This is a genomic window from Ideonella sp. (genome assembly GCF_041918995.1).
Taxonomy (GTDB): Bacteria; Pseudomonadota; Gammaproteobacteria; order Burkholderiales; family Burkholderiaceae_C; genus Ideonella.
Map to the genome: position 1 here is coordinate 104401 of NZ_JAYRUN010000006.1, position 21273 is coordinate 125673.

Sequence of the window (21273 nt, forward strand, 5' to 3'; positions counted from 1 at the left end):
CCTTGTCGCGTTCAGTCTGTCAAAGGAGCTTATCCTGGCCAAGGACGATCCCAAGACCTCCATCGACGCCGGAGGTTTGCGTTACCGCTCGAAAGTGGCGGGTTCCCCGTTCTCCGCAACCGGTGCCTTCGGCGCGGCCACGATGTCGTGCTTTCTCTGCGGCAAGCACCGCCCGCGGGCCCAGCTGAAGTCGCGCAAGCTGCTGGGCAAGGCCCAGGCCGTGTGTGCGCCCTCGTGCAAGGAACTGGAGGCCGCCCTGGCCGCCGGTACGCCACCCGGGACCAAGCCGGCCACGCCACCGGCCGACTCCACCCCCTCGGCCACCTGACGGCCTGCGCAGCGGCCGCCCTCCTGGGCGGCCGCTGCGCTTTTCGAGCCCACTTTTCCCCGCGGCCCATGCCGGATCCCGACGACTCCTTCGCGCTGCCTGCCGAGCCCGTCGAGCCCGCCTCGCCAGGCACCGTGCCCTTGTCGCGCCGTGAGCGTGCTGCCGTGTTGGCGCGCATCGAGGCCCTGATGGAGTACTGGGGCATCACGGTGGACGACCTGCTCGCCCCCGCGACCGCGGCCCCCGAGCCCACCGCATCGCTGGCACCCTTGCCGGTGAAGTACCGCCATCCCGTCACCGGCGAGACCTGGGACGGCCAGGGGCCCCACCCCGACTGGCTGCGCCGCGCGCTGCTGAAGGAAGGCCTGCGGGTGGATGAACTGAAGCCGGACGCCACCGCCTGACCCCCACGTGCCGCGTGGCGCGGCACGGTCCGCCGAACAGGCGATCAGGCGATGCCCAGCACCTTGTGCGTCTGCAGGCCCAGCCGCCATTGCGGATGCTGCATGCAGTACGCCACGGCCGCCTGCGTGTGGGCCACCCGGTCCGGGCCGTCCATGGGCTGCAGCACGAAGTGGCGGAACGCCAGGCCGGCAAAGCGCTCCGGCGGCGCGTCGGCCTGCGGATAGACCAGCTTCAGTTCGTCGCCGGCGGTCAGCACCAGCGGCGCGGTGGATTTCGGGCTCACGCACACCCAGTCCAGCCCCGGGGGCGCGGGCTGGGTGCCGTTGGTCTCCACCGCGACGTCGAAGCCGCGCGCGTGCAGCGCCTCGATCAGCGGCGCATCCAGCTGCAGCAACGGCTCGCCACCCGTGCACACCACCATCGGGCGTCCGCCTGCGCCGGCGCCCTGGGCCCAGCAACGCGCCACCGCCTCGGCCAGGTCGGCGGCCTGGGGAAACTTCCCGCCACCCGGTCCGTCGGTGCCCACGAAATCGGTGTCGCAGAAGCGGCACACCGAGGTGGCGCGGTCGGCCTCGCGGCCGCTCCACAGGTTGCAGCCAGCGAAGCGGCAGAACACCGCGGCCCGGCCCGCCTGGGCGCCTTCGCCCTGCAGCGTGTAGAAGATCTCCTTGACGGTGTAGGTCATGCTCAGGCCCCCAGGGCGGGACGGGCCTCGCCCTGGCACACCGCGACGCCGCATCCCGGCGTCTGGAACAGGTCCACGCGGTCCACCTGCGGCAGGCGCTCGCGGGCCTGCGCCAGTGCCCAGGTCGCCACGCTGGCCAGGTCCGCGTCGGCCAGGGCGGGGTTCTCGTGCCACGGATGGTGGTCGAGCGCCTTGAACACGGGCTTGAACAGTTCCTTCACATCGCCGAAGTCCACCGCCCAGCCACGCACCGTGTCGAGCGGCGCACGCAGGTGCAGGCGCAGCAGGAAGGTGTGGCCATGCACCGCGGCGGCCGGGTGCCCGGCAGGCGCATGGCGCAGGCGCACCGCGCTGTCGAGGTGGAAGTCCTTCCAGATGCGGTGCTCGGCACCGTCGTAGTGGGCACCGCAGGACGCCGTCTCGTACACGCGCACGGCCGCCAGGCCGTCCAGCGTGGCGGCCAGGCGCTGCCACAACCAGACACTGAGCATCTCGCTGGTCGGGTTCTCGAGCCCGGGCAGCTCGTTCAGGCAGGCGTGGTGGAGCTGTCCATGCAGCGGTGCCCAGGCCCCGTCCAGCCGGTCCGCGGCCAGGTGCGACGGCTCGCCGGGCTGCACGGCCGCCAGCACCACCGCCTCGAAGCCGTGGCCGTGCAGCCGGCCGCACTTGTGGCCCAGCGGCACGTGGGTCAGCCGGTGCGCGGACTCGAAGCGGTAGCGCCGCCAGACGCGCGCCTGCCCGTCGTCCCCGATCTCGACGCCGCGCGAGGGCAGGCTGGCCACGGCCACGCGCTGCCAGCCCGACAGGGACAGTCGCTCCGACAGCCAGCGCGCCAGCTGCTCGTCGCCCGGCTCGGACACCAGCTCGTTGAGGAGGCGGTGGTCCAGCTCGGCCACCGAAAGGCCCAGCCGGCGTTGCAGGGCGGACACCTCGTCGCCGGCAAATGCCGTGTCGCCCGGACGCTGCCCGGCCCAGACGCCCGCCACGAAACCATGCCCGTGCAGACGCGAGGCGGGGTGGCTGGCCGGCAGGCCCGGCAGCTGGCGCGCCGACTCGAAACGGGCTTCGGCGGTGGTGGAAACGCGTGACATCACGTGCAAAGACAAACGGGTTGGCCATGGGGACGTGGCCAACCCGTGCGGCGGGAGGGGAAGACCCGAAGTTTACCAACGCAGCCCCGTCATTGCTGGGACGGGCCCGGCACAGGCGCCCTATCGTGGGCGCGCTGGGTGTGCAGCAGCCATCCCTCCCCTGTGGCGACCAGCTCACGCGCCCGCTGCAGTTCGTCTGGCGGCCAAGGCTCCAGAAAGCTCTCGAAGCGCCCATGGTCGAAGGGCACGCCGCTGGCGGGCGTGACGTGCCGCAGGCGCTCCCGCACCCCCTGCTGGAGATACTCCAGCGAGCGGTGGTGGCAGAACGGGTTGTTCCCCGCCCGGCCCAGCACCACGTGCGAGGTCCAGGTACAGCCTGCGCGGCAGTGGTCGGCGTAGTAGCAGCCTGCGCAATAACCCCACAGGTCCGGGCGGGTGTGGCCCCGCGTGATGCGCAGTGCGGGAGCCCGTTCCCAGATGTCCTGCAGGGTGTGCGTCTTGACGTTGCCGCCGGCATAGGCCTGCGTCGGCAAGGACGGACAGCCTTTGACCGTGCCGTCGGCTTCGATGCCCAGGGCCGTCCGGCCGGCGCCACACGGAGCCATGTGGCCGCGCGGCATGCTGCCGCGCAGCAGGTGCTCGTGGGGACCGAAGTAGCCGAGGTTGTTTCCCGGCCAGAGCCGACCTCCGCGTGCCTGCAGCACACGTTGGGCCCGAACGACCATGGGCATGACCTCGATCATCTGGAACGGCTCGAGGATCAGCGTGGGATCGTCCGCCGCGCGGCCCATGGGGACCGTCAGCATGACCTGCCACGACTGGATGCCGGCATCCAGGAGGGTGACGAGCATGCCCTCCAGGCCGGTCAGGTTGGGGCGGCAGATCTGGGTGTTGGCGGACGGGGCGATGCCCACCGCGCGCAGGTGGGCGATTGCGTCCAGTGCGGCCCGCCAGCTGCCGCGTACCCCGCGCAACGCGTCATGCACGGGCTCGTGGCCGTCGACGGAGACGGACACGTTGGTGATGTCCAGTTCACGCAGCGCCTCGGCCCGCTGGGCCGACAGGCCGCGCCCACCCGTGACCATCGTCAAGTCCATGCCGGCTAAGCGAATGGCCCGCGCGATGTCCAGCCAATCGTCGCGAAGGTACGCCTCCCCTCCGATCAAGGTGACCTCCTGGGTGCCGAGTTGAGCGAGCTGTTCGACCAGCTGCAAGGCCTGCGCCGTGCTGAGCTCGTCGGGTCGGGCGCGCCCGGCGCGCGATCCGCAATGACGGCAGGCCTGGTCACAGCGCAAGGTGAGCTCCCACACCGCCAGCACGGGCCGACAATGCCGGTCGATCTCCCGCGTCGTGTCGTCGAGCGTGACGGGGGCGGCCGGCGCCGCCATGGGTCGAAGCGGGAACACCCGCCGGGTCGTTGGTGCTCGGGGTGCCATGGCGGGTCTGGTCAGGCGGGTGAACCGGGGTCCCCCAGGGGCGCCGCGCGCGGCCCGCTGGCAGGCGACTGTTCAGCGGGTGCGGCCCGTGGAGCCTGCAGCGCTGGCCGCGGCGGCAGCTCGTGCGGCGGGCCTTCGGTGGCCGAGCGCGGCTGACCCACCCGCCGGCCCTGCGGGTCGGCGCCATAGATCACCCCAGGTGAACCGAGCGCCGTGAGTTCCAGCAAGGCGGCGCGGTCCGGCGACGCCGCTTCCACGGGGGGCCATGACGCACCGGCGCTCGCCGCCAGGGCACTGGAGAAGGCAAAGGTGGCGGCCCGCTTCAGGCGCGGCGGAATGATCGGTGCCGCCGGCGAATGGGCACCGAGGCGCAGCGCGGTGCCGCAGAACGGGCAATGGCGGTCGTCCGCCGCCGCGTGGCGGTGACAGGAGGAACAAGGACGCAAGGTGTTCATCGGGAAGCCTGTTGAAAGGATGGCAGGTGAACCTCGACGTGGGGCGACCTCCCGCGAGAGAGGGTGCGCCCTGCGCCGGCAAGGCGGGGGGGTGGCGGTCAGGTCATGGGGTACGCATCAGCCCTCCTCTCTCGTCGCCACCGCGTCCGCGTCGCGCCGCTGGGGCCGCCATCGTCGGGCGCCGCCGCCGGGAGCGGGCTGCGGGGTCGCATTCGGTGAGGTCCCGGCCAGTGGCCACGCCACGCAGGGGCCGAAGGCAAAGAACACGGCTGAGAGGACGAGCCCGAACATGGCGTCGCCCATGCGCTGGGAACCGCGCATCCAGGCCTCGTACAGGCGGGCCCATTTCGCCCGACGCACCCACCGACGCACGACCGCGACTTCCTCGCCCATGCTGCGGTGCAGGAAGCCGAGCGCCTCGGACTCGTGCGTCTGTTCGTCCTCGCTGATGCGCCGGAAGACCTCCGCCACCTCGGGCATGTGGCAGGCGGCGGCGAAAGCGTCGAACTGGCCATGGATGCTGCGCTCGCACTCGTGCGCGTAGGCGAGGAAATACGGCAGGTCGGCCGGGGACCGGACAAGGCGCTGCCGAGCAGCCGCGGGCAGGTGAAGGCGACGGGTGGCCAGTTGGTGCGCCGCTGCGAGGAAGTAGTCGGCGTGCCGCAACTCCTCGAGCACATTGGAGAACAGCATGCGCTGCAAGGCCGGGTCCTGGGCATGGCCCAGTGCACACAGGTACTGCCAACCACTGTCGGCCTCGGTGTCCCCGAACCGCCTGAGCGCCAGCGCGGCGCGGCCGGGATGGTGCCTCCAGGCCAGGGGAAGCAGCCACCGGATGGTGCAGTTGCGAATGGATGTCAGCATGGCGAAGGCCTCCTGCAGGGCTAGAACAGCGGATAGACGAAGGGCGCCAGCGCGCCGGACGAAGAAATGGCGGCCATCACCATGGCGATCAGCGCCAGCACTGGGAACAGCAGCAGGAATCGGCGGTGGCGCCGCTGGCGCAGCACGAGGAACAGGTCGGCCAGGGTCTTCAAGGCACTGGCAGCGCGGTCGAGCAGGTGAAACATGGGATCTCCTCAGCAGGGGGGACGGAGTGGGCCTATCGCTTCCATGTCTTGCGCAGCACGGTGTCGCCGATGACCACCGCATCCATGCCGGTGCGCAGAAACGTCGTCAGGGCGACGGGTGCGCCGCCGGCCATGGGCATGGACCGCTCGTTGAAGGAGGTGTTCAGCAACACGGGCAGGCCAGACTGCCGCTCGAAGGCCTGCAGCAGCATCCAGTAGCGCGGGTTGTCGTCGCGCCACACGAGTTGGGGCCGGGTCGTCCCGTCCACGTGCACGCCGCCGCGCAAGAGGGTGTGAAACTGGCGCCGCACCGGCCAGATGGTCTGCATCCAGCGCAACACGGGCTCGCTGGTGAAGCCGCAATCGAGGATGCGCTCGGCCGCCTCCCCGGCGATGGACAACGCGTAGGGCCGGAAATGCGAGTGGCTCTTGATGGTGCGACTCAGGCGGCGAACCGCGTCCAGGTTGGCGGGATCGACCAGCAAGGACCGGTTGCCCAGGGCCCGCGGCCCCGACTCCAACCGGCCCTGCACCCAGCCCACGATCTGCCCCTGGGCCAGGGCTGCGGCCACCCATTCGACCAGCGCACCCTCTTCCATGCGCACCACCGACATGTCAGCGACCTCCGGTACGCCGGGCGTGCGGTTCACGTTGCCGAGCTGCTGGAGGAAGCCGGGCTCCAGCAGGGCCGAGACGGCGGCTGGGTCGCACGCCGGCCCCAGGTAGGGTGTGGCCCGCGGCCTGGGTCGACCCATGCCACTGAGCAGCGCCGCCGCGCCGACGCTTGCGCCGCCGTCGCCTGGGTCGGGTGGAACGAAGATGTGGCGGAAACCCGAGAAGCGGACGATGTCGGTGTTCGCCAGGCAGTTCATCGCCACGCCGCCTGCCAGGCACAGCTTGTCCTCCCCGGTGAGCAGCCTCAGTCGCTCGCACAGGCCCAGAAGCACCTCGCTGAGCACGAGTTGCAGGCTGCACGCGATGTCGGCGTGCCGGCGGTCGAGCTCGGTGACGCCCACCTGCTCGTCGCGCAAGGCGTCGAAGGGGTACCTGCGCTGCACGTCGCGCGGCTCGCCGAACAGTCGTCGAAACGCTGGCCGGAAGAGTTGCTCGTCCTCCGCCAGGAAGTTGAAGTGGTCGGGGTCGACGGCGTAGTGCCCGCCGGCCAGCGGACGGATGACCTTCACGATCTCGTCCACGTAGCGCGGCTCCCCGAAGGCAGCCAGGGCCATGGTGCTGGCCTCGCCCGAGTTGGGCTTGAACCCCAGAAAGGCCGTGAAGGCCGCATAGACCAGGCCGATGGACTGGGGGTAGTCGAGTTGCTCCAGGACCTTCACCCCGCCGGCCCGCGACGCGACAGCCAGGGTCGTGGAGGCCCATTCACCCACACCGTCCACGACGAGCACGGCAGCCGACTCGAACGGCGACTCGACGAAGGCCTGTGCCACGTGGCTGTCGTGGTGCGGGACGCAGACGATCTTCTTGGGCGACACACCGAGCTGCTCGGCGATGTGATTGCGAGTCCACAGGGTGGTGCCCAGCCATTTCTTCATCGCCCGTGCGAACGAGGCGCTGCCGCGGGGGAAGCGCTCGAACCCGCAGTGCAGAACCCGTGCGAACTTCTCGTCCGGCCGCTCATAGAAGGCAACCACATCCACGTCGCCTGCCTGCTGTTGCGCATGCTGCAGCACCCACTCGGCCGCGTGCGCAGGAAAGCTCGGGTCGTGCTTCTGGAGCGTGAAGCGCTCTTCCGCGCTGGTGGCCATCAGGTCCCCACCGCACATCAGGGCGGCCGAGGCATCGTGAAAGTCGAAGGACAGTCCCAACGTGTTCATGCATCCTCCTTGAGTGGGCGTGGCATGGGGGGGTCATTCGCGCCGGTGGGCGCATGGGAATCGGATGCACCGTCGAAGTCGGCCTGCTGCTGCATCCGGACGTCCACGGACAGCAACAGCGCCGCCAGCTGCGCGCGTGCAGCGGTGTCGTCGATCTCCGCCAGCAGACAGGCCATCTCCGCTCGGGCTTGTTGGGCGCTCGTGGCATCGCCCAGGCAGCACGACGCACGGGCCATGGCATGCGCCGCCAGGAACCGGTCCATCACCGGCGCCGCGTTCTGACTGCACAGGGCCTGACAGCGCCGAGCGCTCGCCTGCGCCGGCTCACCGTGGTCGAGCTCCGCCAGCGTGAGGCTGAGGAATCGCTCGGCATCGGCCAGCGCGCGCCAGTGGCCCAGCAGTGCACGGGCGTCCCGGCTCAGCGTGGCGGCCGCGATGCTGACCTCCTGAGCCCCCGGGCCATCGCTCAACCGCGACAGATGAAAGCTCAGCCCATTCATCGCCCCAGCGACCGCCTTGATGTGGCTGCGCGTCGCCGTTGGCAGCCCCTGGCTGAAGCGGTGGATCCAGGCCAGGGCGGCGGCGGGGCCGTGCGCGTGGCAATGCGCAGCGAGGCCGTTGGCGCAGGCAGGCAGCACCTGGTCGTCAGGCAACGGTGGCGGGTCCGCATGGCCGACCTGGGCGATGGTCAGCGCGAACGCCAACCGGCCGATGCCCTTCGTCGACTCGAGGGGTCGACCATCCGGCCGACCGAGCGCACGCAGCCGGGTGAGCCAGTGGTCCACTGGAGCCCACTGCCCGCAGTGCGCCAGCGCCGTGTGTTCGACGACGACGGAGAAGTCGGCCAGCCGGCCGGCGATGTCGTCGAGCTGGCACAGCAGCTCGAAGCCTATTTCCAGGCGCTCGAGCACCGCATGCGGGTGGCAGGCATGGTGGGTCCATGCATCACGCACGTAATCCTCGAATTGGTTCATGCATCGGCTCCGTATGAACAGACCCGGCGAGCTCAAAAGCCACCGGCAAAGGCGTGCTGCCACTTCAGGAAGGCCTCCTGCGTGCGGTGATGCCGGCTCGACGCGTCGTGGCCCAGGACGGCGGACAGGCCGACGCTGAGCTGGGATCCCGGCCACGGCGCGACGGCCCACACCAGGGAGCCGACGTGCCGCTCACTCACCCGGTGGTCGCTCGATGGCACCGAGCGCTCGGTCCGGAAGGTCTGGAGAATCAAACGTACCCACCGATCGCCACCGAGGCTGTGCGTGCCAAGCAACTGGTGGTTGGTGTCGGACAGCATTGCGCCGCCGTCCGCACGGTCGATGCGCTCGTGGTTGCTGACGAGCCCGATGTCGACATGCCGTGCCAGGCGGTAGCCGATTTCCCCGTGCAGGCGAACTCCCGGCCCCACCTGGTCGCTGGCGTAATCCAGCCGGCGTCCCGCCTCGACGTCCACCTGCAGCAAAGTGAGCCCCGGCCCGGGCGTCCACCTCACGCTGCCCATCCACTGCGGCAGGCGGTGGGATGGACGATCCCGGTCTGCCCGGGCATCGTCCAGCTGCGCCTGGACGAACACGCTGGTGGAGGGCCCGAGCAGCTGGATGGCCGGCCGGAGCTGGCGGTACACCAGACCGCCTGGGAGCGCCTCGTTGAGCTCCCAGGTAAGGCACGGCTTGACTTCGGAAAACCATCCTTGCGGACCCAGGCGGTAGCCGACGATGGCCTGTGCCCGACCGTGGCCCACCTGACCGAGGAACCCGTTCTCTGAGCGGAAGGCGCTGCCGATCCGCTCCAGGGTGAGCAGCGATTCCCAGCGGCTACCGTAGTACGAATGCTCGGCCAGCGCGGCCTGGCCGGCGCCTGGCGGCGGGCCGGAGGTCCGCTCCGCCAGATGGCGGGCATCGCGGCGCGTCTCACTGACAGCCCACTGGAAGCGGTATCGGCTGCTGGGGCTGGCCTGCCAGGCCAGATCGGCACCCAGTACCGCGTTGCGCTCGCCGTCGTCGAACTGTCGCAGGCTCGCCAACCCCTTGACCGCGACCTTCGGGCCCACGGACCACCGTGTCCGCACCAGCGCCACGTCAGCCTCGCTGTCCCGGACGATCGGGTACGACTGGAATGGTCCGGGGTACATGATCGCGGCGCCGCCGCGGTCCCGGGCGAGGATGGCCAGCGCATCCATCTCCTCGCTGCGGTGGGTCAGCCGCACACCGTATGCCGGCTCGCCGATCGTCCGGGTGGTCTGCAGCGGCAACGGCGCGTCGAACAGGTCGGCGCCTTCCAGGAAGAAGGGTCGCTTCTCCCGGTAGAACAGGCCGAAGCGGGCGTTGGCCGACAACTGCGGCGTGTCCAGGTCCACCTGCGAGAAATCGGGGTTGACCGTCGCGTCGATGAAGGTGGCTGCGCCCAGGCGTGCCTTGACATCGAGCCCGGCGTCGAGATGGTCGCGCGCGTGCCGCCCGTCGGCGCCGTGGCGGGTAACGGACCGCGCGGCGAGGTAGGGCATGGCCTGCCAGAAGCGGGGCGAGGCCGGCGGATCGAGCCGCTCGAGGACAGCGTTCTGGCAGAGAAAGCAGTCAGAGTTCGGACTGATCGGAGCGCTGGCATACACATGGCGGTCCGCGCGCGGATGGCTGCGGGTGACGAGCACCGTCCATGGCGCGGGTGCCCCCTCGCGGGCGGCGTACCGCAAGGAGCGGAACGGAATCCGGAATTCAGCGCTCCAGCCGGCGGCAGACACCGCCGTCGCTGCGTCGAACTCGAAGTCCGGGTCCAGGCTCAGGGCCATGTTCGCCTCGTTCCACGTGCCGTCGGTGAGCGAGCCCGAAGGGTTGACGCGGAACATCTGAGCAAAGCGGCGGGAGCCGACCGGGTCGATGTACAAGGAGACGTTGTCCTGGTCGTTGGCCACCTTGTCGCGTCGGCTGTTGCCGTGCCGCAGGCGGGACGTGTCCGGGTCGTCGGCCTCCACCCACACGTAGAGGTGCTGTGCGTCCTGCATTACCCGGAAGCGCGTTTCCACCGCGGGCCAGCCGCCGGGGACCGGCCGGAACACATGGCCCACGGTCTGTGGAACTGCATCCGCCCAGCAAGGCTCGGCGCCGTGCCCGTCCAGGAGGATGTCGCAGGCGGCACCTTCCACCCGCGCGACGGACACGGCCTGCCCCCCCGGGCGGGAGTCCGGCGCCATCCAGGCGAGTTGCGCGCCCAACGGCACGGCCGAGGCCACCACGGCCCCTGACCACAGTGGCCCCGCCCAGGCCGCCCCAAACGCGAGGAACAGGACGATCGCCAGAACCAGGGCCAGGCCCTGCGAAAAGCTGGCGCACGGAGCGTCGCCGCGACTGCGCGGCCGCGGTGCCGATCGGACCGGTGGAGGGAGAGGCGGTCTCATGGGCGCCGCTCCTGGGAGCCCGCCCGCCCCCGGTGAAGCTCGTCCAACGCCGGGCCACAGCGTCCGTACAGGGCACGCTGCTCGTGCTCCAGCGTGGAACTGCGGCATGCGTCGGCCGGGCTCTTGCGCAGCCAGGACACGCTGCCCTGGCGGCGCTTGTGCGGTTCCACCAGCGACAGCAGCTCGAACGTGGCACGAGGTCCCAGGCGTGCATGCTGTGACTTCGCTGCATTGATCCAGGGGCCCGGGATCAGCACCGGCGGCTCATCGGCCAGGGGCTGGATGTCCACGTAGGTGTAGTGCATGGCCAGCAGGCCGCCTTCCTCGCTCACCAGTGGCCAGAAGCGATTGCACAGGTCGCTGTAGTCGAGTTGATGACCACAATCGAGCCACACCAGATCCGCACGGAAGCGGGTCGGTGCCTGCCACTCCTGGTACCGCTGCCTGTGGACGACAACGAGAGGCGCCAACCCGAGTTGCTCGATGCAGCGATCGAGATGCCGCAGTCGCCCCCGGTCGTCCGAGAAGTCGTCGATGACGATGAGCCGTGCGGGCTCATGGTCACGGTCGGCGCCAGCGGCGTCTGGCAGCAGAAGTTCGCGGCGCGCCGGATCGTCGATGCGACCCGCAAGGATGGCCTCGTCTCGGGCACGCTCCTGCTCGATGTCGGCCAGCGCCTGCAGCAGGAAGACCGTGGAGTACCCCGCCCCGACCACCAAGATCGTGCGCGGCCTGTGCATGCAGGCGACTGCATGCAACAAGGGCCCGATGTGCTCGGTGCCCATGCCGGGATGGAACAGCGACGCCGCGATGGCATGAAAAGTGGAATCCAGTGGCATGTTCATGGCCTCTCGGAAGGGACGAACAGATCGAACGCAAGGGAAACCCGCGTGGTGTCGGCGTCGAAGGGAACGGTGTCGTGCCAGAAGTACGAGGGAAAGACCACCAGCGTGCCCGGCCGGGGAAGGACCACGCGCGAGACAGGAATGGATCCCGGCGCTGCCGGCGGCAGCCAGGGCAGCTGCCGCCGGAACCGGATCGCGCCGGCGTGTGGGCGAGGGCCAGCAGACGGCACGCGCACGTAGTACACGCCGCTGAGAAGCCCGCGCGGATGCACGTGCGGCAGCTGATACCCCCCGCGCTCCAGGCTGACCGCCCAGCAGGTCAGCCGCCAGTCGGACGATGCCGTCGCGTCCGACGAGCGCGCGTCGCTGCGTTCCAGCAGCTGATGGAGGCGGGCCGAGACCAGGCGGCGGAACTGCTGGATCACCGCAGGCGCGTCGGGCGTGAACAGCTCTTCTGACTGGTATCCGCCGCGGACGGCCTTGTCGGTGAGTTCCCACGTGAGCGTGGGGTGGTGCAGCACGTGGCCAAGGAGCTGCTCGTTGAACCGCGCCGTCTCCTCGTCTGTCGCCGATGGCAGCAATGGCGACACCGCCACCATGCCCTCGTAGTCGAGGATCTCCTCTGCTTCTTCGTGGCGGCCCAGCATGTGCAGGCACACGCCGGAATAGGCCGTGGACGTGACGTGCCCCGGGGCCAGCGACAGGGCCCGCCTGAAAGCCTCCAAGGCCGATTGGTAGCGACCCGCCCGGGCGTGCGCCACACCGAGGCTGCACCATGCCGCAGCGCGGTCGGGCTGCGCCTCGACCTTCCGTTCCAAGGCAAGAAGCGCCGACGGGTTGTCGTCGAACGCCAGTGCAGTGAGCACGTCGTCGCCTTCGGCCATGCGGGCCGGCCGTGAATCCAAGACCATGGTGTCGACTTCTTTGGGCAGACGAATCCCTGGGCAGATGCGCCTGTCAGGCGCACACCCTGGAAATCGTTGAGGAGAGCAGGCCCCGACGTGGTCTTGCGCCGGTGCCGACAGGAGCCTTGCGGCTTACTGTGCCGGGGGGCTTGGCTTCAGCGGCATGTCCGCCGTGACGACGATGTCGTCGGCCTCCCAGCTGATGTGCTCGGGCAGCACATCCGTGCTGTACGCGTTGCCATGTGCAGCCGCGCTATAGGTGGAGACGCCCACCAGTCCACCGGCCAGGCCGGTGTAGACGAGTGCACGCAGCTTCCGGGTCTTGTTCGAGTCCATGATGCGTCCTTGGTCAAAGAGACTTCGGGTTGAATGGGACTTCGGAACGGCAACGCGGTCTGACGCTGCGAACCAAGTTCATTGGGGGAAGGCCGACTACTCGAGCCGGTCCGACGCCTCGCGATCCGTCACCGGAAGCGCCAAAGCGGTTGTGGAAAGCACGTCCTGGGGCGGGACCAGGTCGTCCAGGACCAGGTCGTCGACGTCCCAGGTGATCGTCTGCCCGGGCAATGGCGCAGAGTGGCTGGATGCGTTACCGTGGGCGGCCGCACTGTAGGTGGACACGCCCACCAGGCCGCCAGCCAGCCCTGTGTAGACCAGAGCTCGCAGCTTCCCGGCTTTTGTCGGGTGCATGATTTCTCCTTCAAGTCGGTTGAAACTTGGCGTCCCCCACCTCATCGCGATGGTGGCCGCCTCTTCTCAAGGCCCCGCCAAGCGGCCGGGCCAGGAGCCTGTCAGGTCAATGCGCGTGCGTCGAACGTCGCGCGCACCTCCTTGTCGAACGACGCGGCCAATGCCATGGCTTGCTGGCGAGCCCCGTCCGCTTCGGCCTGTCGACCGAGCCCACGACGGGCACGGGCCAGTTCAAGTAGAAGAAACGCCCGGTCGACGTCCTCCGTGCCGTTGTTCGTAATGGTCTCGATGCCCGCAAGCGCGGCCCGCTCGGCCGCCCCGTGGTCCAGCAATCGGTTCGCACACAGCGCGACCAGGTAGTGGGCACGCTCCTGGTTTATCCAGTTGCCCACTTCCGTCCAGACAGCGCGGCAGCGCTCGGCACCCTTCACGAGGGCCCTCCGGTAGGCAGACGGATCGCCACCGACGTTGTCGTCCGGTGCATCCATCAGGCTGGAGGTGACGTTGTTCAGCGCGGCCGCGACGATGGGAGCGACTCGGCCCATGGAGACCACGGGAGCATCCAGCATCTCGAGCAGACCGTTGAACGCCGGCACCTTGACGTCCACGGACGCGTCCTTCGAGTACTGCAGTGCGCTCAGGTACACCACCGCCGCCGCCATCGGGTACGTGCACTGCGCGAGCTCAGCCAGCCGGGGAAGGAGGCTGAGGCTGTGGGCCGCCTGCCCGCACATCAAGGCCGCCGTGGCGCGCTGCACGACGCAAGCAGGCTCGCGCGAGGCGCCCAGGCCCCTGTCCAGGGTGTCGGAGGACAGTGTCCACTGTCCGAGCGTCTCCCCGATGACATGGTTCACCAGCCATGCCAGGCGGCGGTGGTCGCTCTCCTCGATGAGGTTGTCGTTCACCATCTCGCGCAGCCGGTCCGCGGCGGCAGGGGGGTCCACGTCGTGGTGGTCGACCAACGACGAGAATGTGGCGAACAAGTCAGGTGAAACAGTCATCGAGCGCTCCTGGGTGAAAGAACAGCGGGAACCGGGCCTGCGCGGCGCGAAGATCGGGCAGTGGTGCGGCATCCGTCGGCGGTGGGGCATCAGGGCACATACAGGTGCCCCGTCGTCATCAATGTCTCGCACAGGCAAAGCAGATCCTCCACGTCCACCTCCGCGCGTTGGGCGATCTGCGCCACGCTCTGCTGGCCATCAAAATGCAGGCACGTCGCGGCAGAGTCGGGGTCGAGCAGCAGCGGCTGGCTGTAGAAGCGGTTCGCGTACAGCGTGGCGCCACCCGCGTCACCGTGGTGCAGCGTGGACCCAGGATTCAGCCGCGGCACGGTGGCGGGGTCCAGAGATGGCGCCGGCTGGCCGAGCGGCCGGCGCACCCAGCAGTCCATCCAAGGCGGCAAACCCTCATCAATGGCCGACAAGGTGAAGTCCTGCCACAGGCGCTGCCCACAGTCCACCACCAGTTCCCGCTGGGACTGGTGCCAGCCATCGTGGGGAAAGGCAGCCACGGTGCACAGCACATGGGAGGGCGGCAGGCACGACCGGAACAGATCGAGTGCCGGACGGGGATCCTGCAGGTGGTCCAGCACGTTCAAGGCCATGACCATGTCGTAGGTCTCGCGCTGGCGACCGACACGCATGCGCGACTGCAGGCTGTACAGCCGCGATCGGAACTGGAAGAACGCGATCTTCACCGGGTCGATATCGAGACCGTCCACCTCCGCGCCCGCCTCGGCCATCAGTTGGGCGAAGTGGCCGCCGCCACAGCCGAAGTCCAGCACCGTACGCGGCCCGTGCCATAACAAGGCCCTCGCCACGCCGTCGTCGACACCGGACTCCGGACCGATCAGGTGCGCCCACACCTCGTTGACCGTGCAGCCGAGGGACACGTACGCGTTGAGCTGTGGTTCGATCCAGGCCTTGCAGGCGGGCGACGTCTGCGCCGGCACACGGCGCACCGCGTCGGCGAGGTGCGCTGGGAGGCCGGCCACGAATCGGATCAAGGCGTCCGCGCCCTTCTGCGCCACGGTCCGTGCGTCGTCGCGCAGGAAGGTCGCGGCGCCTTGGCAGAGGGCCTGCGCCATGTCGAGCACATCGGCTGGCGGACAGCCCGGCCCGGGCTGCACCACCGCCTGCACCGCCGGCAGGGCGGATCGCCCGAGGCGAGCGGCCACGATCTGTCTCAGTTCCACCAGCATGTCGGCTCCTCAGTGACCGGAACGCAGCGTGAGCAAGCGCTCGAACGCTTCATCGAACCCTGGCTGGTCCAGGGCCTCGCGCAGGCGATCGAGCAACTGGTCCTTGGTGTCCCGGGGAGCACGTGCGTGCGCCAGGGGAAGATCGTGGCGGATGCGATCGCTCTCGGCAGCGGTCTGACCCAGTGCCATCAACATATCAAGATATGTGGGACGCTTGACCGCGATGGTGGCGTGCAGTGACTGCTCGGACAGTGCGACGGCCTGGTGGAATGTGCCGCGTGGAAAATACAGGAGATCACCCGGTTCGAGCACGATGTCGGTATGGCTCGCCTGGTCGTCGTACTGGGTGGGACCGCCGTGCCCGACCACTGGCGAGTCGACGCGCTGGCTCGAGACGAACCAGCGCTTGTGACCGTGCAGTTGCAGGACGAAGATGTCGACGCAGTCGTAGTGAGGGGCCAGCCCCTGGTGGCCTTGCTGCGAATAGAACGTCGCCACCTCGCATTCCGCATGGAAGGCCTCGGAGAACACCCGGCGCATGGCCGCCAGCCCGGGGAAGTGAGACTCCTGCCCGAACGCATTCACCGTGGCGCCCTTCTCCAGCAGACGGCGTATGCGCCGCAGGCGGGGCCGCCGCGCTTCACGGCCGTCCATGTCGGTGTAGGTGTCGACAAGGTCTTCATGCGGGACGCGGTAGCCATCCAGGTACATCTCCGGCATGCGACGAAACTGCCACGGCACACCGGCCTCGATGAGCTCCCGGACGGCTGCAGGATCGGCGAGCGACGCGAAGCAATCGGCCTCCCCGCTCACGTGCAAGGGCCGCCGGCCGAGGTAGTCCGAGAGGAACTGCGACCAGGTCACTGGCGAAACGATGTTGGCCAGCGCCTGCTCGGCCGTGGTGAGCGGTACGGGAGGTCGACGGACGGCGGAGTCGTCAGGGGGCATCGCCGCCTCCACAGGGCCAAGGCCGGCAGGATCGAGAGCGAGCAGATTCATGGGTTCTCCTCAAGGTCGGTGGGTCGCGGTGTCCCGATCCCGCGGGCGATCTCCCTGGCCAGCCAGCTCGCGCCTTCGGGGGAGACATGGCTGTCCCCGGGCAGGTACAGCGCCATGGGGTCGGGGTGTGTGGAGAACGCCTGGGCCATGCCGAGGGCGTCCGTGAACGGGCTGGGCAGCGCCTCGGGATCTGGCACGGGTGGAGGCGCGTAACGGCGTCGCCAGTCGGACGAGTACCGGCCCTTCCAGGGGACGATGGTGACGATCACGCGCCCCTGGCGCGCTTGACGCACCTGCGCGATCCATCGGTTCGCGCGCCCCGCCAGGACCCGGCCTGCCACCGTCGAATGGTCAGAGAAGCCGAGCGGCGTCATGAGATAGCGGTGATGGAACGCGTGCCGCACCTCGAACAGGCCCTGGACCAGACGGGACTGCATCAGCATGCACGCCGCCGTGCTGTCGTGTGCCACCGTCGCGATGAAGCCGCACGCCACATGGGCGGGCTGCGCCAGGCCGTAGACGTCCGCCGCGTCGTTCTCCTCCGTGAGCAGCACGACGACGTCGTCGCTGGCTGACACGCGCTCCAGCACCTTGAGGTATTCGGCGGGGCCGTATCCGGGCACCCCGTGATTCACCACGCGGAACGAGCCTCCCAGCGATCGCTGCAGTTGCGTGGCCACGGTTTCGTCGTCGGACAGGCCCCAACCGAAGACCTGGGAATCGCCGATCAGATGCACGGCCCGTGCGCCGGGAGCCTCTGGCGTGCCCACGGTGCGGCGGTGGCCGCCTGGATCGGTAGAGATCTGGACCGTGCGCCCGAGTTGTCGAGCCTGCACCTGGATGCCGGGCCCCAGTGCATAACCGAGCGGCAGCGGCTCCGCCCTGAACACCGGCGGGCTCCAGTGTGCGTGCGACAGCAGGACTCGAATGCCCAACTCCGCCAGTGCCGCACACACCGCCACAGCGCCCAGCCACTTGGCCACATTGCGCAGTCGCGGTCGACCGGGCCGGGATCCGCCGTCGGGCCGCCCGGAGGCGGCGGGCAGGGTCATGGCGTCCACAGTGGCCTCCCCTGGGTGGCGTGTGCTGACCCCGCGCCCGTGGACACCGCCCCGTCCTGTACGGCGGGAAGCAGCACCTGCGCCAGCACCCGATGCCCTGCCTCGGTGTAGTGGTGACTGCGCCGGTCGAAGATGTGGCGCGGATCCTGCGCTGCCAGTAGAGCCCTGGGCGACACGGTCTGAACGCCCGCCCTCGCCAGCGATCGCGTGATGTGGCGTTCCATGTCGTCGAGACCGCGCGCCATGGCCGGGAGCCGACGTTTCCATACGTCGAACTGAGCAGACGATGGATAGAAGGGGCGGTATTTCTCGAATTCACCCAGGCTGATCTGGTAATCCGTCGGCAGGACCAGGACCATGGTTTGGCGAGCCGCTGGCAGGGCAGCGGACAGGCGAATGACGGCCTCGGCCGTGGCCTCTGCGAGGTCTAGCCGCTCTTCCTCAGTGAGGGCGACCGCCACCGGATTGGCACCGGGTGGCAGATGCCAATCCCCAGCGCCAGACACCTGATTCTTCAGCAAGGCAACGTCCAGCATGGCGTAGCTGTTCAAGGTCAGCCATTCTCGAAGCGCCTTCAGTTCCGGCATCCGGCCTGTCGCGCGGCCGTAGTACATTTCGTCGAGGTCATTCCCCATATTGAGCACCAGGATATTGAGCTCCCGTGTCGAGGACTTCCGAGGCATGCGCTCGCGGTATTCCTCAGCCCAACTGCGCAGACTTTCGACGTCGGCGCCGCCGGAGGCCATGGCACGCGCCACCCCGGGGAGCCCCTGGCCGCGACCCCTCGCCACCAAGGCCGCGACACTGTGACCGAACGGCATGGACCACCCCAGCGCCTGTGAATCGCCGACGACCAGCACGGAAGGCTCCACGGCGCGCTTGCCGCAGATGCTGCCTCGCAGTCCATACTCGTCGGTGCACACTTCAAAAACCGCCGCGTCGCCGAAGCGAATATCGGAAGAGAAGTTGGATGGCAGACGGGGCGCCATCGAAGGATCTGCCACGTAAGGCAGCATCGGACGCGCGCCGCCATGCAGAAGACGGCTCAGTCCTTCGGCAAGAAATAGGAAAACTAGACCAATGAGGGCCGCCTCGATCAATATGGATCGAAGTGCGGTCGCCGAACTGTCGGCCGCAGAATCGGGTGCGTGCATGATTGCGGAGGAGCAAAAGGACGAAATCATCCCGACCGGCGCAGGCGTTACTGCGCACGATCTCGTGCCCCACACAACCAGAAACCCGACGACTTTGTATTCCGCGGCACGACGACGCGAGGGTGCTGTGTCTAGGCACCGGTGGTCGTGGCGGTAGGAAGTGACTGCTCTGCAGCCCTATTCGCTTTGGCGAATGGTCAAACTCTAATTGCGCCTTGAACTCTTCACAAGCGCCGATTGCGATCGAAGCGCTGTTGAGATGTGACGATTCGAAACGGACTGCCCGGCGCGCCGCAGGCCGCCGACCGGTCCGTGCGCAAGGCGCCAGCCGCCTGCGCCACGGCAAGGGCCAAGGCAAGAGCTTTGTCTGGGCGTGTTCTCCTGTCCGGCGCAGGAGGCCGGATGCCGTCAGAGGGCATCGAGGCGACTCGTTCTGCACGACCTGGAGGGACGCAGTGCTGCCTGCACCGGCACGCAGCTCGTTCGTACCCAACCCCTGCCACCTCAGGCAGTGCGCCGAAGTATCCATTTCCAACAGGGCAGCGGGCGACTTCAGTGGAACACCAGCATTGCCCAGCAGGATCAGGTTAGACGCGAGCGCCGTCGGATTGGCCAGCGCCACCACCCATGTGTCCTCGCACCACCTCCCGACCCAGTCCCAACAATCAGCAACCGTTTCGTCCGAGTCCGCCAGGCCCCACGGGCACATGCCCACCACATAATCGCCGGCGCCGTCGGATGGGGTGCAGAGCATTCCAGGCTGGAACTGGTCGAGCGACCGCCGCAGGTGCCCCACCGGTCGCTGCACTCGGTGCAAGGGAGAGGCGACGAGGCGGCATGTCGGCTGCGGCATGGATGCTTGCGTGAGTTGACGGCACCAGTTTCTGGTTCGCCACGCAGGCTCGCAACAACCCGTTCGGGTAGGGCTCCACCCACAAGGGCTCCCACGATGCGTCTCGATCTCTTCGACGTCAGCCAGGCGCCGGACAAGGACACCTTCCAGAAGCGGCTGGTGTCCTTCGCGGAGCACATGGACTTCGGATTGGCCAACGGGCTGCTGCTCGTCGAGTCGCCGGGCAGGAGGATGGACGTCCATTACGTGGGCAACATGCCGGCCGACTTCGCGGCCACCTCGATGGACCCGGAATTGTCGGCAAGGGATCCGGTCATGTGCCAGTTGAAGCGCATGAACATCCCGTTCGTGTACGACCAGGAGTTCTACGTCGACGCCGGCGCGGCGGATCTGTGGGACATGATGGCGCCCTTCGGTTTCAAGACCGGCATCACGGTGGCGCTCCACATGCCGAATCAGCGGCACTTCGTGCTGGGCCTGGACCGCGAGCAGGCGCTCCCCACCGACCCTCAGCGGCTCATGATGATGCTCGCTGAACTGCAGCTCTTCGCGGCGCATTGCCAGGACGCTGCAGTTCGACTGCTGTGCAACGAACCCTTTCCGCATGTCGCGATCAGCGACCGAGAGCGCGAGATCCTCCGCTGGCTGATGCACGGCAAGAGCAAGTGGGAGATCGGCATGATCCTGAACGTCTCCGAGAACACGGTGCGCTACCACGTGAAGCGCATCCAGGCGAAGTTCCACGCGCCCACCGCGCAAGCGGCCGTGATCCGCGCGATGTCAGCCGGTCTCCTGTAGTGAGCCGATGGCCCACCCGAACGGGTAGGTGCCATGTGCAAGGCAGCCTGCTGAAATCACCTTCAACGCACGCGCCCGGTCGCCAGTCTTCGCGTGATGCCATGTGTGGCTCGGTCTGCACCCGGTGGCCGGGTTCAGCGCCGCTTGGCGTCCCCAGCGTTCCATCGGGTGGTGCGGGTCCGATCCCTCCACAACCAGCGTCGTGACTTCCAGGTGACGACTTGGTTGACCTTGCGGGCGCTGGCTCTGACCAGCCAGCGCCCGGTTTTTTTCCGGCGTGGCGGGCGGTCCATAGCGGCGCTTGATCGGGCCACCGGGTGTCTAGCGGCACCGAGAACTGCCCGGACGGCATTCGGAGTTCGGCTGCACAGCCACGGGCCAAGAGCGTCGGCGATGGCATGGCCCGAAACCCCCAAAGCAAAAAGCCCGGTGTCTTGTGGACACCGGGCTTCAGCTGTTTATGGTCGGGGTGGCGGGATTCGAACTCGCGACCCCTTGCACCCCATGCAAGTGCGCTACCAGGCTGCGCTACACCCCGACGAAGCTCGCAGTATAGCGTGAAAACGGGCCAATCGGCCAACGATGTCAGAAAACAAGCAACTCGCGGATCGCCATGAGTTCGTTGCGCAGAGAGGCCACGCCGTCCAGGGGCGGTTCCACGGGCAGGCGCAACTCGGCGCCGTTCGCCTGCTGCAGCGCGGCGGAGACCGCCACGGTGATGGTGGCCGGGCCGGCCAGCTTGGGCGGTACCGGGGGCGGCGCATCGGGCACTTCGCTGCCTGCATCGGCGGCGCCAGCGGCCTCCAGCGCGCCCGCTTCGGACAGGCGGTTGCGCGCACCACTGATGGTGAAGCCCTGGTCGTACAGCAGGTCGCGGATGCGGCGGATGAGCAGCACCTCGTGGTGCTGGTAGTAGCGGCGGTTGCCCCGCCGCTTCATCGGCTTGAGCTGGGTGAACTCCTGCTCCCAGTAGCGCAGGACGTACGGCTTCACACCACACAGCTCGCTGACCTCACCAATGGTGAAGTAGCGCTTGGCTGGGATGGGAGGCAGGCGGGCGTCGGCCCTGGGGTCCATG

22 protein-coding genes and 1 tRNA gene are annotated in these 21273 nt (G+C 68.6%); 3 read left to right on the forward strand and 20 right to left on the reverse strand.

Going from position 1 to position 21273, the window contains the following annotated elements:
• Positions 1 to 34: 34 nt before the first annotated feature.
• Positions 35 to 328, forward strand: coding sequence for a hypothetical protein (locus ACE3UN_RS07225; protein WP_374674348.1), 294 nt, complete (start codon positions 35 to 37; stop codon positions 326 to 328).
• A gap of 68 nt (positions 329 to 396) precedes the next feature.
• Entirely contained in the window at positions 397 to 732 is a 336-nt protein-coding gene (locus ACE3UN_RS07230; protein ID WP_374674246.1) for an H-NS histone family protein, read from the forward strand.
• Between the two features lie 44 nt (positions 733 to 776).
• Here ACE3UN_RS07230 and queE read toward each other — a convergent pair whose 3' ends face one another.
• The 18 genes from queE to ACE3UN_RS07320 all read right to left on the reverse strand — a co-directional run bounded on the left by queE (position 777) and on the right by ACE3UN_RS07320 (position 18544).
• Complete coding sequence (queE, locus tag ACE3UN_RS07235; RefSeq protein ID WP_374674247.1) at positions 777 to 1418, reverse strand: 7-carboxy-7-deazaguanine synthase; 642 nt, start codon at positions 1416 to 1418, stop codon at positions 777 to 779.
• Between the two features lie 2 nt (positions 1419 to 1420).
• The gene (locus ACE3UN_RS07240) at positions 1421 to 2509 is read right to left on the reverse strand and encodes a 6-pyruvoyl tetrahydropterin synthase family protein (RefSeq protein ID WP_374674248.1); all 1089 of its coding nucleotides are present in this window, start codon (positions 2507 to 2509) and stop codon (positions 1421 to 1423) included.
• A gap of 89 nt (positions 2510 to 2598) precedes the next feature.
• Positions 2599 to 3897, reverse strand: a complete 1299-nt coding sequence (locus ACE3UN_RS07245) for a radical SAM protein (RefSeq protein WP_374674249.1) — start codon at positions 3895 to 3897, stop codon at positions 2599 to 2601.
• Between the two features lie 59 nt (positions 3898 to 3956).
• On the reverse strand, positions 3957 to 4400 hold the full coding sequence (locus ACE3UN_RS07250; RefSeq protein WP_374674250.1) for a hypothetical protein: 444 nt from the start codon (positions 4398 to 4400) through the stop codon (positions 3957 to 3959).
• 117 nt (positions 4401 to 4517) lie between these two features.
• Positions 4518 to 5264, reverse strand: coding sequence for a hypothetical protein (locus tag ACE3UN_RS07255; RefSeq protein WP_374674251.1), 747 nt, complete (start codon positions 5262 to 5264; stop codon positions 4518 to 4520).
• A 20-nt stretch (positions 5265 to 5284) separates the two neighbouring features.
• Positions 5285 to 5470 carry a hypothetical protein gene (locus ACE3UN_RS07260; protein WP_374674252.1) on the reverse strand — a complete coding sequence of 62 codons (186 nt, stop codon included), beginning with the start codon at positions 5468 to 5470 and terminating at the stop codon, positions 5285 to 5287.
• Between the two features lie 32 nt (positions 5471 to 5502).
• A complete protein-coding gene (locus tag ACE3UN_RS07265) occupies positions 5503 to 7302 on the reverse strand; it encodes a carbamoyltransferase (RefSeq protein ID WP_374674253.1) in 1800 nt (599 codons plus the stop codon).
• The gene (locus ACE3UN_RS07270) at positions 7299 to 8276 is read right to left on the reverse strand and encodes a hypothetical protein (protein WP_374674254.1); all 978 of its coding nucleotides are present in this window, start codon (positions 8274 to 8276) and stop codon (positions 7299 to 7301) included. The genes ACE3UN_RS07265 and ACE3UN_RS07270 overlap by 4 nt, the downstream gene beginning before the upstream one ends.
• Before the next feature lie 32 nt (positions 8277 to 8308).
• Positions 8309 to 10525: a DUF5916 domain-containing protein gene (locus ACE3UN_RS07275; protein ID WP_374674255.1), complete on the reverse strand. Its 2217-nt coding sequence runs from the start codon at positions 10523 to 10525 to the stop codon at positions 8309 to 8311.
• A gap of 161 nt (positions 10526 to 10686) precedes the next feature.
• Positions 10687 to 11535 carry a hypothetical protein gene (locus ACE3UN_RS07280; RefSeq protein WP_374674256.1) on the reverse strand — a complete coding sequence of 283 codons (849 nt, stop codon included), beginning with the start codon at positions 11533 to 11535 and terminating at the stop codon, positions 10687 to 10689.
• Positions 11532 to 12419 carry a putative 2OG-Fe(II) oxygenase gene (locus ACE3UN_RS07285; RefSeq protein ID WP_374674257.1) on the reverse strand — a complete coding sequence of 296 codons (888 nt, stop codon included), beginning with the start codon at positions 12417 to 12419 and terminating at the stop codon, positions 11532 to 11534. The genes ACE3UN_RS07280 and ACE3UN_RS07285 overlap by 4 nt, the downstream gene beginning before the upstream one ends.
• A 153-nt stretch (positions 12420 to 12572) precedes the next feature.
• A complete protein-coding gene (locus tag ACE3UN_RS07290; RefSeq protein ID WP_374674258.1) occupies positions 12573 to 12776 on the reverse strand; it encodes a hypothetical protein in 204 nt (67 codons plus the stop codon).
• A gap of 96 nt (positions 12777 to 12872) precedes the next feature.
• The gene (locus tag ACE3UN_RS07295; protein ID WP_374674259.1) at positions 12873 to 13130 is read right to left on the reverse strand and encodes a hypothetical protein; all 258 of its coding nucleotides are present in this window, start codon (positions 13128 to 13130) and stop codon (positions 12873 to 12875) included.
• A 101-nt stretch (positions 13131 to 13231) separates the two neighbouring features.
• Positions 13232 to 14131, reverse strand: coding sequence for a hypothetical protein (locus ACE3UN_RS07300; protein ID WP_374674260.1), 900 nt, complete (start codon positions 14129 to 14131; stop codon positions 13232 to 13234).
• Positions 14132 to 14220: 89 nt separating this feature from the next.
• A complete protein-coding gene (locus ACE3UN_RS07305; RefSeq protein ID WP_374674261.1) occupies positions 14221 to 15330 on the reverse strand; it encodes a class I SAM-dependent methyltransferase in 1110 nt (369 codons plus the stop codon).
• A 9-nt stretch (positions 15331 to 15339) separates the two neighbouring features.
• Positions 15340 to 16329, reverse strand: coding sequence for a JmjC domain-containing protein (locus ACE3UN_RS07310; protein ID WP_374674262.1), 990 nt, complete (start codon positions 16327 to 16329; stop codon positions 15340 to 15342).
• A complete protein-coding gene (locus tag ACE3UN_RS07315; RefSeq protein WP_374674263.1) occupies positions 16326 to 17381 on the reverse strand; it encodes a hypothetical protein in 1056 nt (351 codons plus the stop codon). Before ACE3UN_RS07315 ends, ACE3UN_RS07310 begins: the two co-directional genes overlap by 4 nt.
• A complete protein-coding gene (locus tag ACE3UN_RS07320; protein ID WP_374674264.1) occupies positions 17378 to 18544 on the reverse strand; it encodes a hypothetical protein in 1167 nt (388 codons plus the stop codon). The genes ACE3UN_RS07315 and ACE3UN_RS07320 overlap by 4 nt, the downstream gene beginning before the upstream one ends.
• Positions 18545 to 19493: 949 nt before the next feature.
• On the opposite strand from ACE3UN_RS07320, the gene ACE3UN_RS07325 reads away from it, so the two are divergent.
• On the forward strand, positions 19494 to 20195 hold the full coding sequence (locus ACE3UN_RS07325; protein ID WP_374674265.1) for a LuxR C-terminal-related transcriptional regulator: 702 nt from the start codon (positions 19494 to 19496) through the stop codon (positions 20193 to 20195).
• A gap of 461 nt (positions 20196 to 20656) precedes the next feature.
• On the opposite strand, the gene ACE3UN_RS07330 is transcribed toward ACE3UN_RS07325, so the two are convergent.
• Both ACE3UN_RS07330 and ACE3UN_RS07335 read right to left on the reverse strand, forming a co-directional pair.
• Positions 20657 to 20733 (reverse strand) — tRNA-Pro (locus ACE3UN_RS07330).
• 47 nt (positions 20734 to 20780) lie between these two features.
• Positions 20781 to 21272: a MerR family transcriptional regulator gene (locus ACE3UN_RS07335; RefSeq protein WP_374674266.1), complete on the reverse strand. Its 492-nt coding sequence runs from the start codon at positions 21270 to 21272 to the stop codon at positions 20781 to 20783.
• Position 21273: the final 1 nt, after the last annotated feature.

Excerpts from the sequence above, each read along its gene's own strand:
- ACE3UN_RS07245 (WP_374674249.1), bottom strand. The coding sequence starts at position 3,897 with ATGGCGGCGCCGGCCGCCCCCGTCACGCTCGACGACACGACGCGGGAG.
- ACE3UN_RS07285 (WP_374674257.1), bottom strand. The coding sequence starts at position 12,419 with ATGGCCGAAGGCGACGACGTGCTCACTGCACTGGCGTTCGACGACAAC.
- ACE3UN_RS07230 (WP_374674246.1), top strand. The coding sequence starts at position 397 with ATGCCGGATCCCGACGACTCCTTCGCGCTGCCTGCCGAGCCCGTCGAG.
- ACE3UN_RS07270 (WP_374674254.1), bottom strand. The coding sequence starts at position 8,276 with ATGAACCAATTCGAGGATTACGTGCGTGATGCATGGACCCACCATGCC.
- ACE3UN_RS07305 (WP_374674261.1), bottom strand. The coding sequence starts at position 15,330 with ATGCTGGTGGAACTGAGACAGATCGTGGCCGCTCGCCTCGGGCGATCC.
- ACE3UN_RS07320 (WP_374674264.1), bottom strand. The coding sequence starts at position 18,544 with ATGCACGCACCCGATTCTGCGGCCGACAGTTCGGCGACCGCACTTCGA.
- queE (WP_374674247.1), bottom strand. The coding sequence starts at position 1,418 with ATGACCTACACCGTCAAGGAGATCTTCTACACGCTGCAGGGCGAAGGC.
- ACE3UN_RS07260 (WP_374674252.1), bottom strand. The coding sequence starts at position 5,470 with ATGTTTCACCTGCTCGACCGCGCTGCCAGTGCCTTGAAGACCCTGGCC.
- ACE3UN_RS07335 (WP_374674266.1), bottom strand. The coding sequence starts at position 21,272 with ATGGACCCCAGGGCCGACGCCCGCCTGCCTCCCATCCCAGCCAAGCGC.
- ACE3UN_RS07240 (WP_374674248.1), bottom strand. The coding sequence starts at position 2,509 with ATGTCACGCGTTTCCACCACCGCCGAAGCCCGTTTCGAGTCGGCGCGC.
- ACE3UN_RS07255 (WP_374674251.1), bottom strand. The coding sequence starts at position 5,264 with ATGCTGACATCCATTCGCAACTGCACCATCCGGTGGCTGCTTCCCCTG.
- ACE3UN_RS07265 (WP_374674253.1), bottom strand. The coding sequence starts at position 7,302 with ATGAACACGTTGGGACTGTCCTTCGACTTTCACGATGCCTCGGCCGCC.
- ACE3UN_RS07325 (WP_374674265.1), top strand. The coding sequence starts at position 19,494 with ATGCGTCTCGATCTCTTCGACGTCAGCCAGGCGCCGGACAAGGACACC.
- ACE3UN_RS07295 (WP_374674259.1), bottom strand. The coding sequence starts at position 13,130 with ATGCACCCGACAAAAGCCGGGAAGCTGCGAGCTCTGGTCTACACAGGG.
- ACE3UN_RS07310 (WP_374674262.1), bottom strand. The coding sequence starts at position 16,329 with ATGAATCTGCTCGCTCTCGATCCTGCCGGCCTTGGCCCTGTGGAGGCG.
- ACE3UN_RS07290 (WP_374674258.1), bottom strand. The coding sequence starts at position 12,776 with ATGGACTCGAACAAGACCCGGAAGCTGCGTGCACTCGTCTACACCGGC.
- ACE3UN_RS07300 (WP_374674260.1), bottom strand. The coding sequence starts at position 14,131 with ATGACTGTTTCACCTGACTTGTTCGCCACATTCTCGTCGTTGGTCGAC.
- ACE3UN_RS07250 (WP_374674250.1), bottom strand. The coding sequence starts at position 4,400 with ATGAACACCTTGCGTCCTTGTTCCTCCTGTCACCGCCACGCGGCGGCG.
- ACE3UN_RS07315 (WP_374674263.1), bottom strand. The coding sequence starts at position 17,381 with ATGACCCTGCCCGCCGCCTCCGGGCGGCCCGACGGCGGATCCCGGCCC.
- ACE3UN_RS07280 (WP_374674256.1), bottom strand. The coding sequence starts at position 11,535 with ATGAACATGCCACTGGATTCCACTTTTCATGCCATCGCGGCGTCGCTG.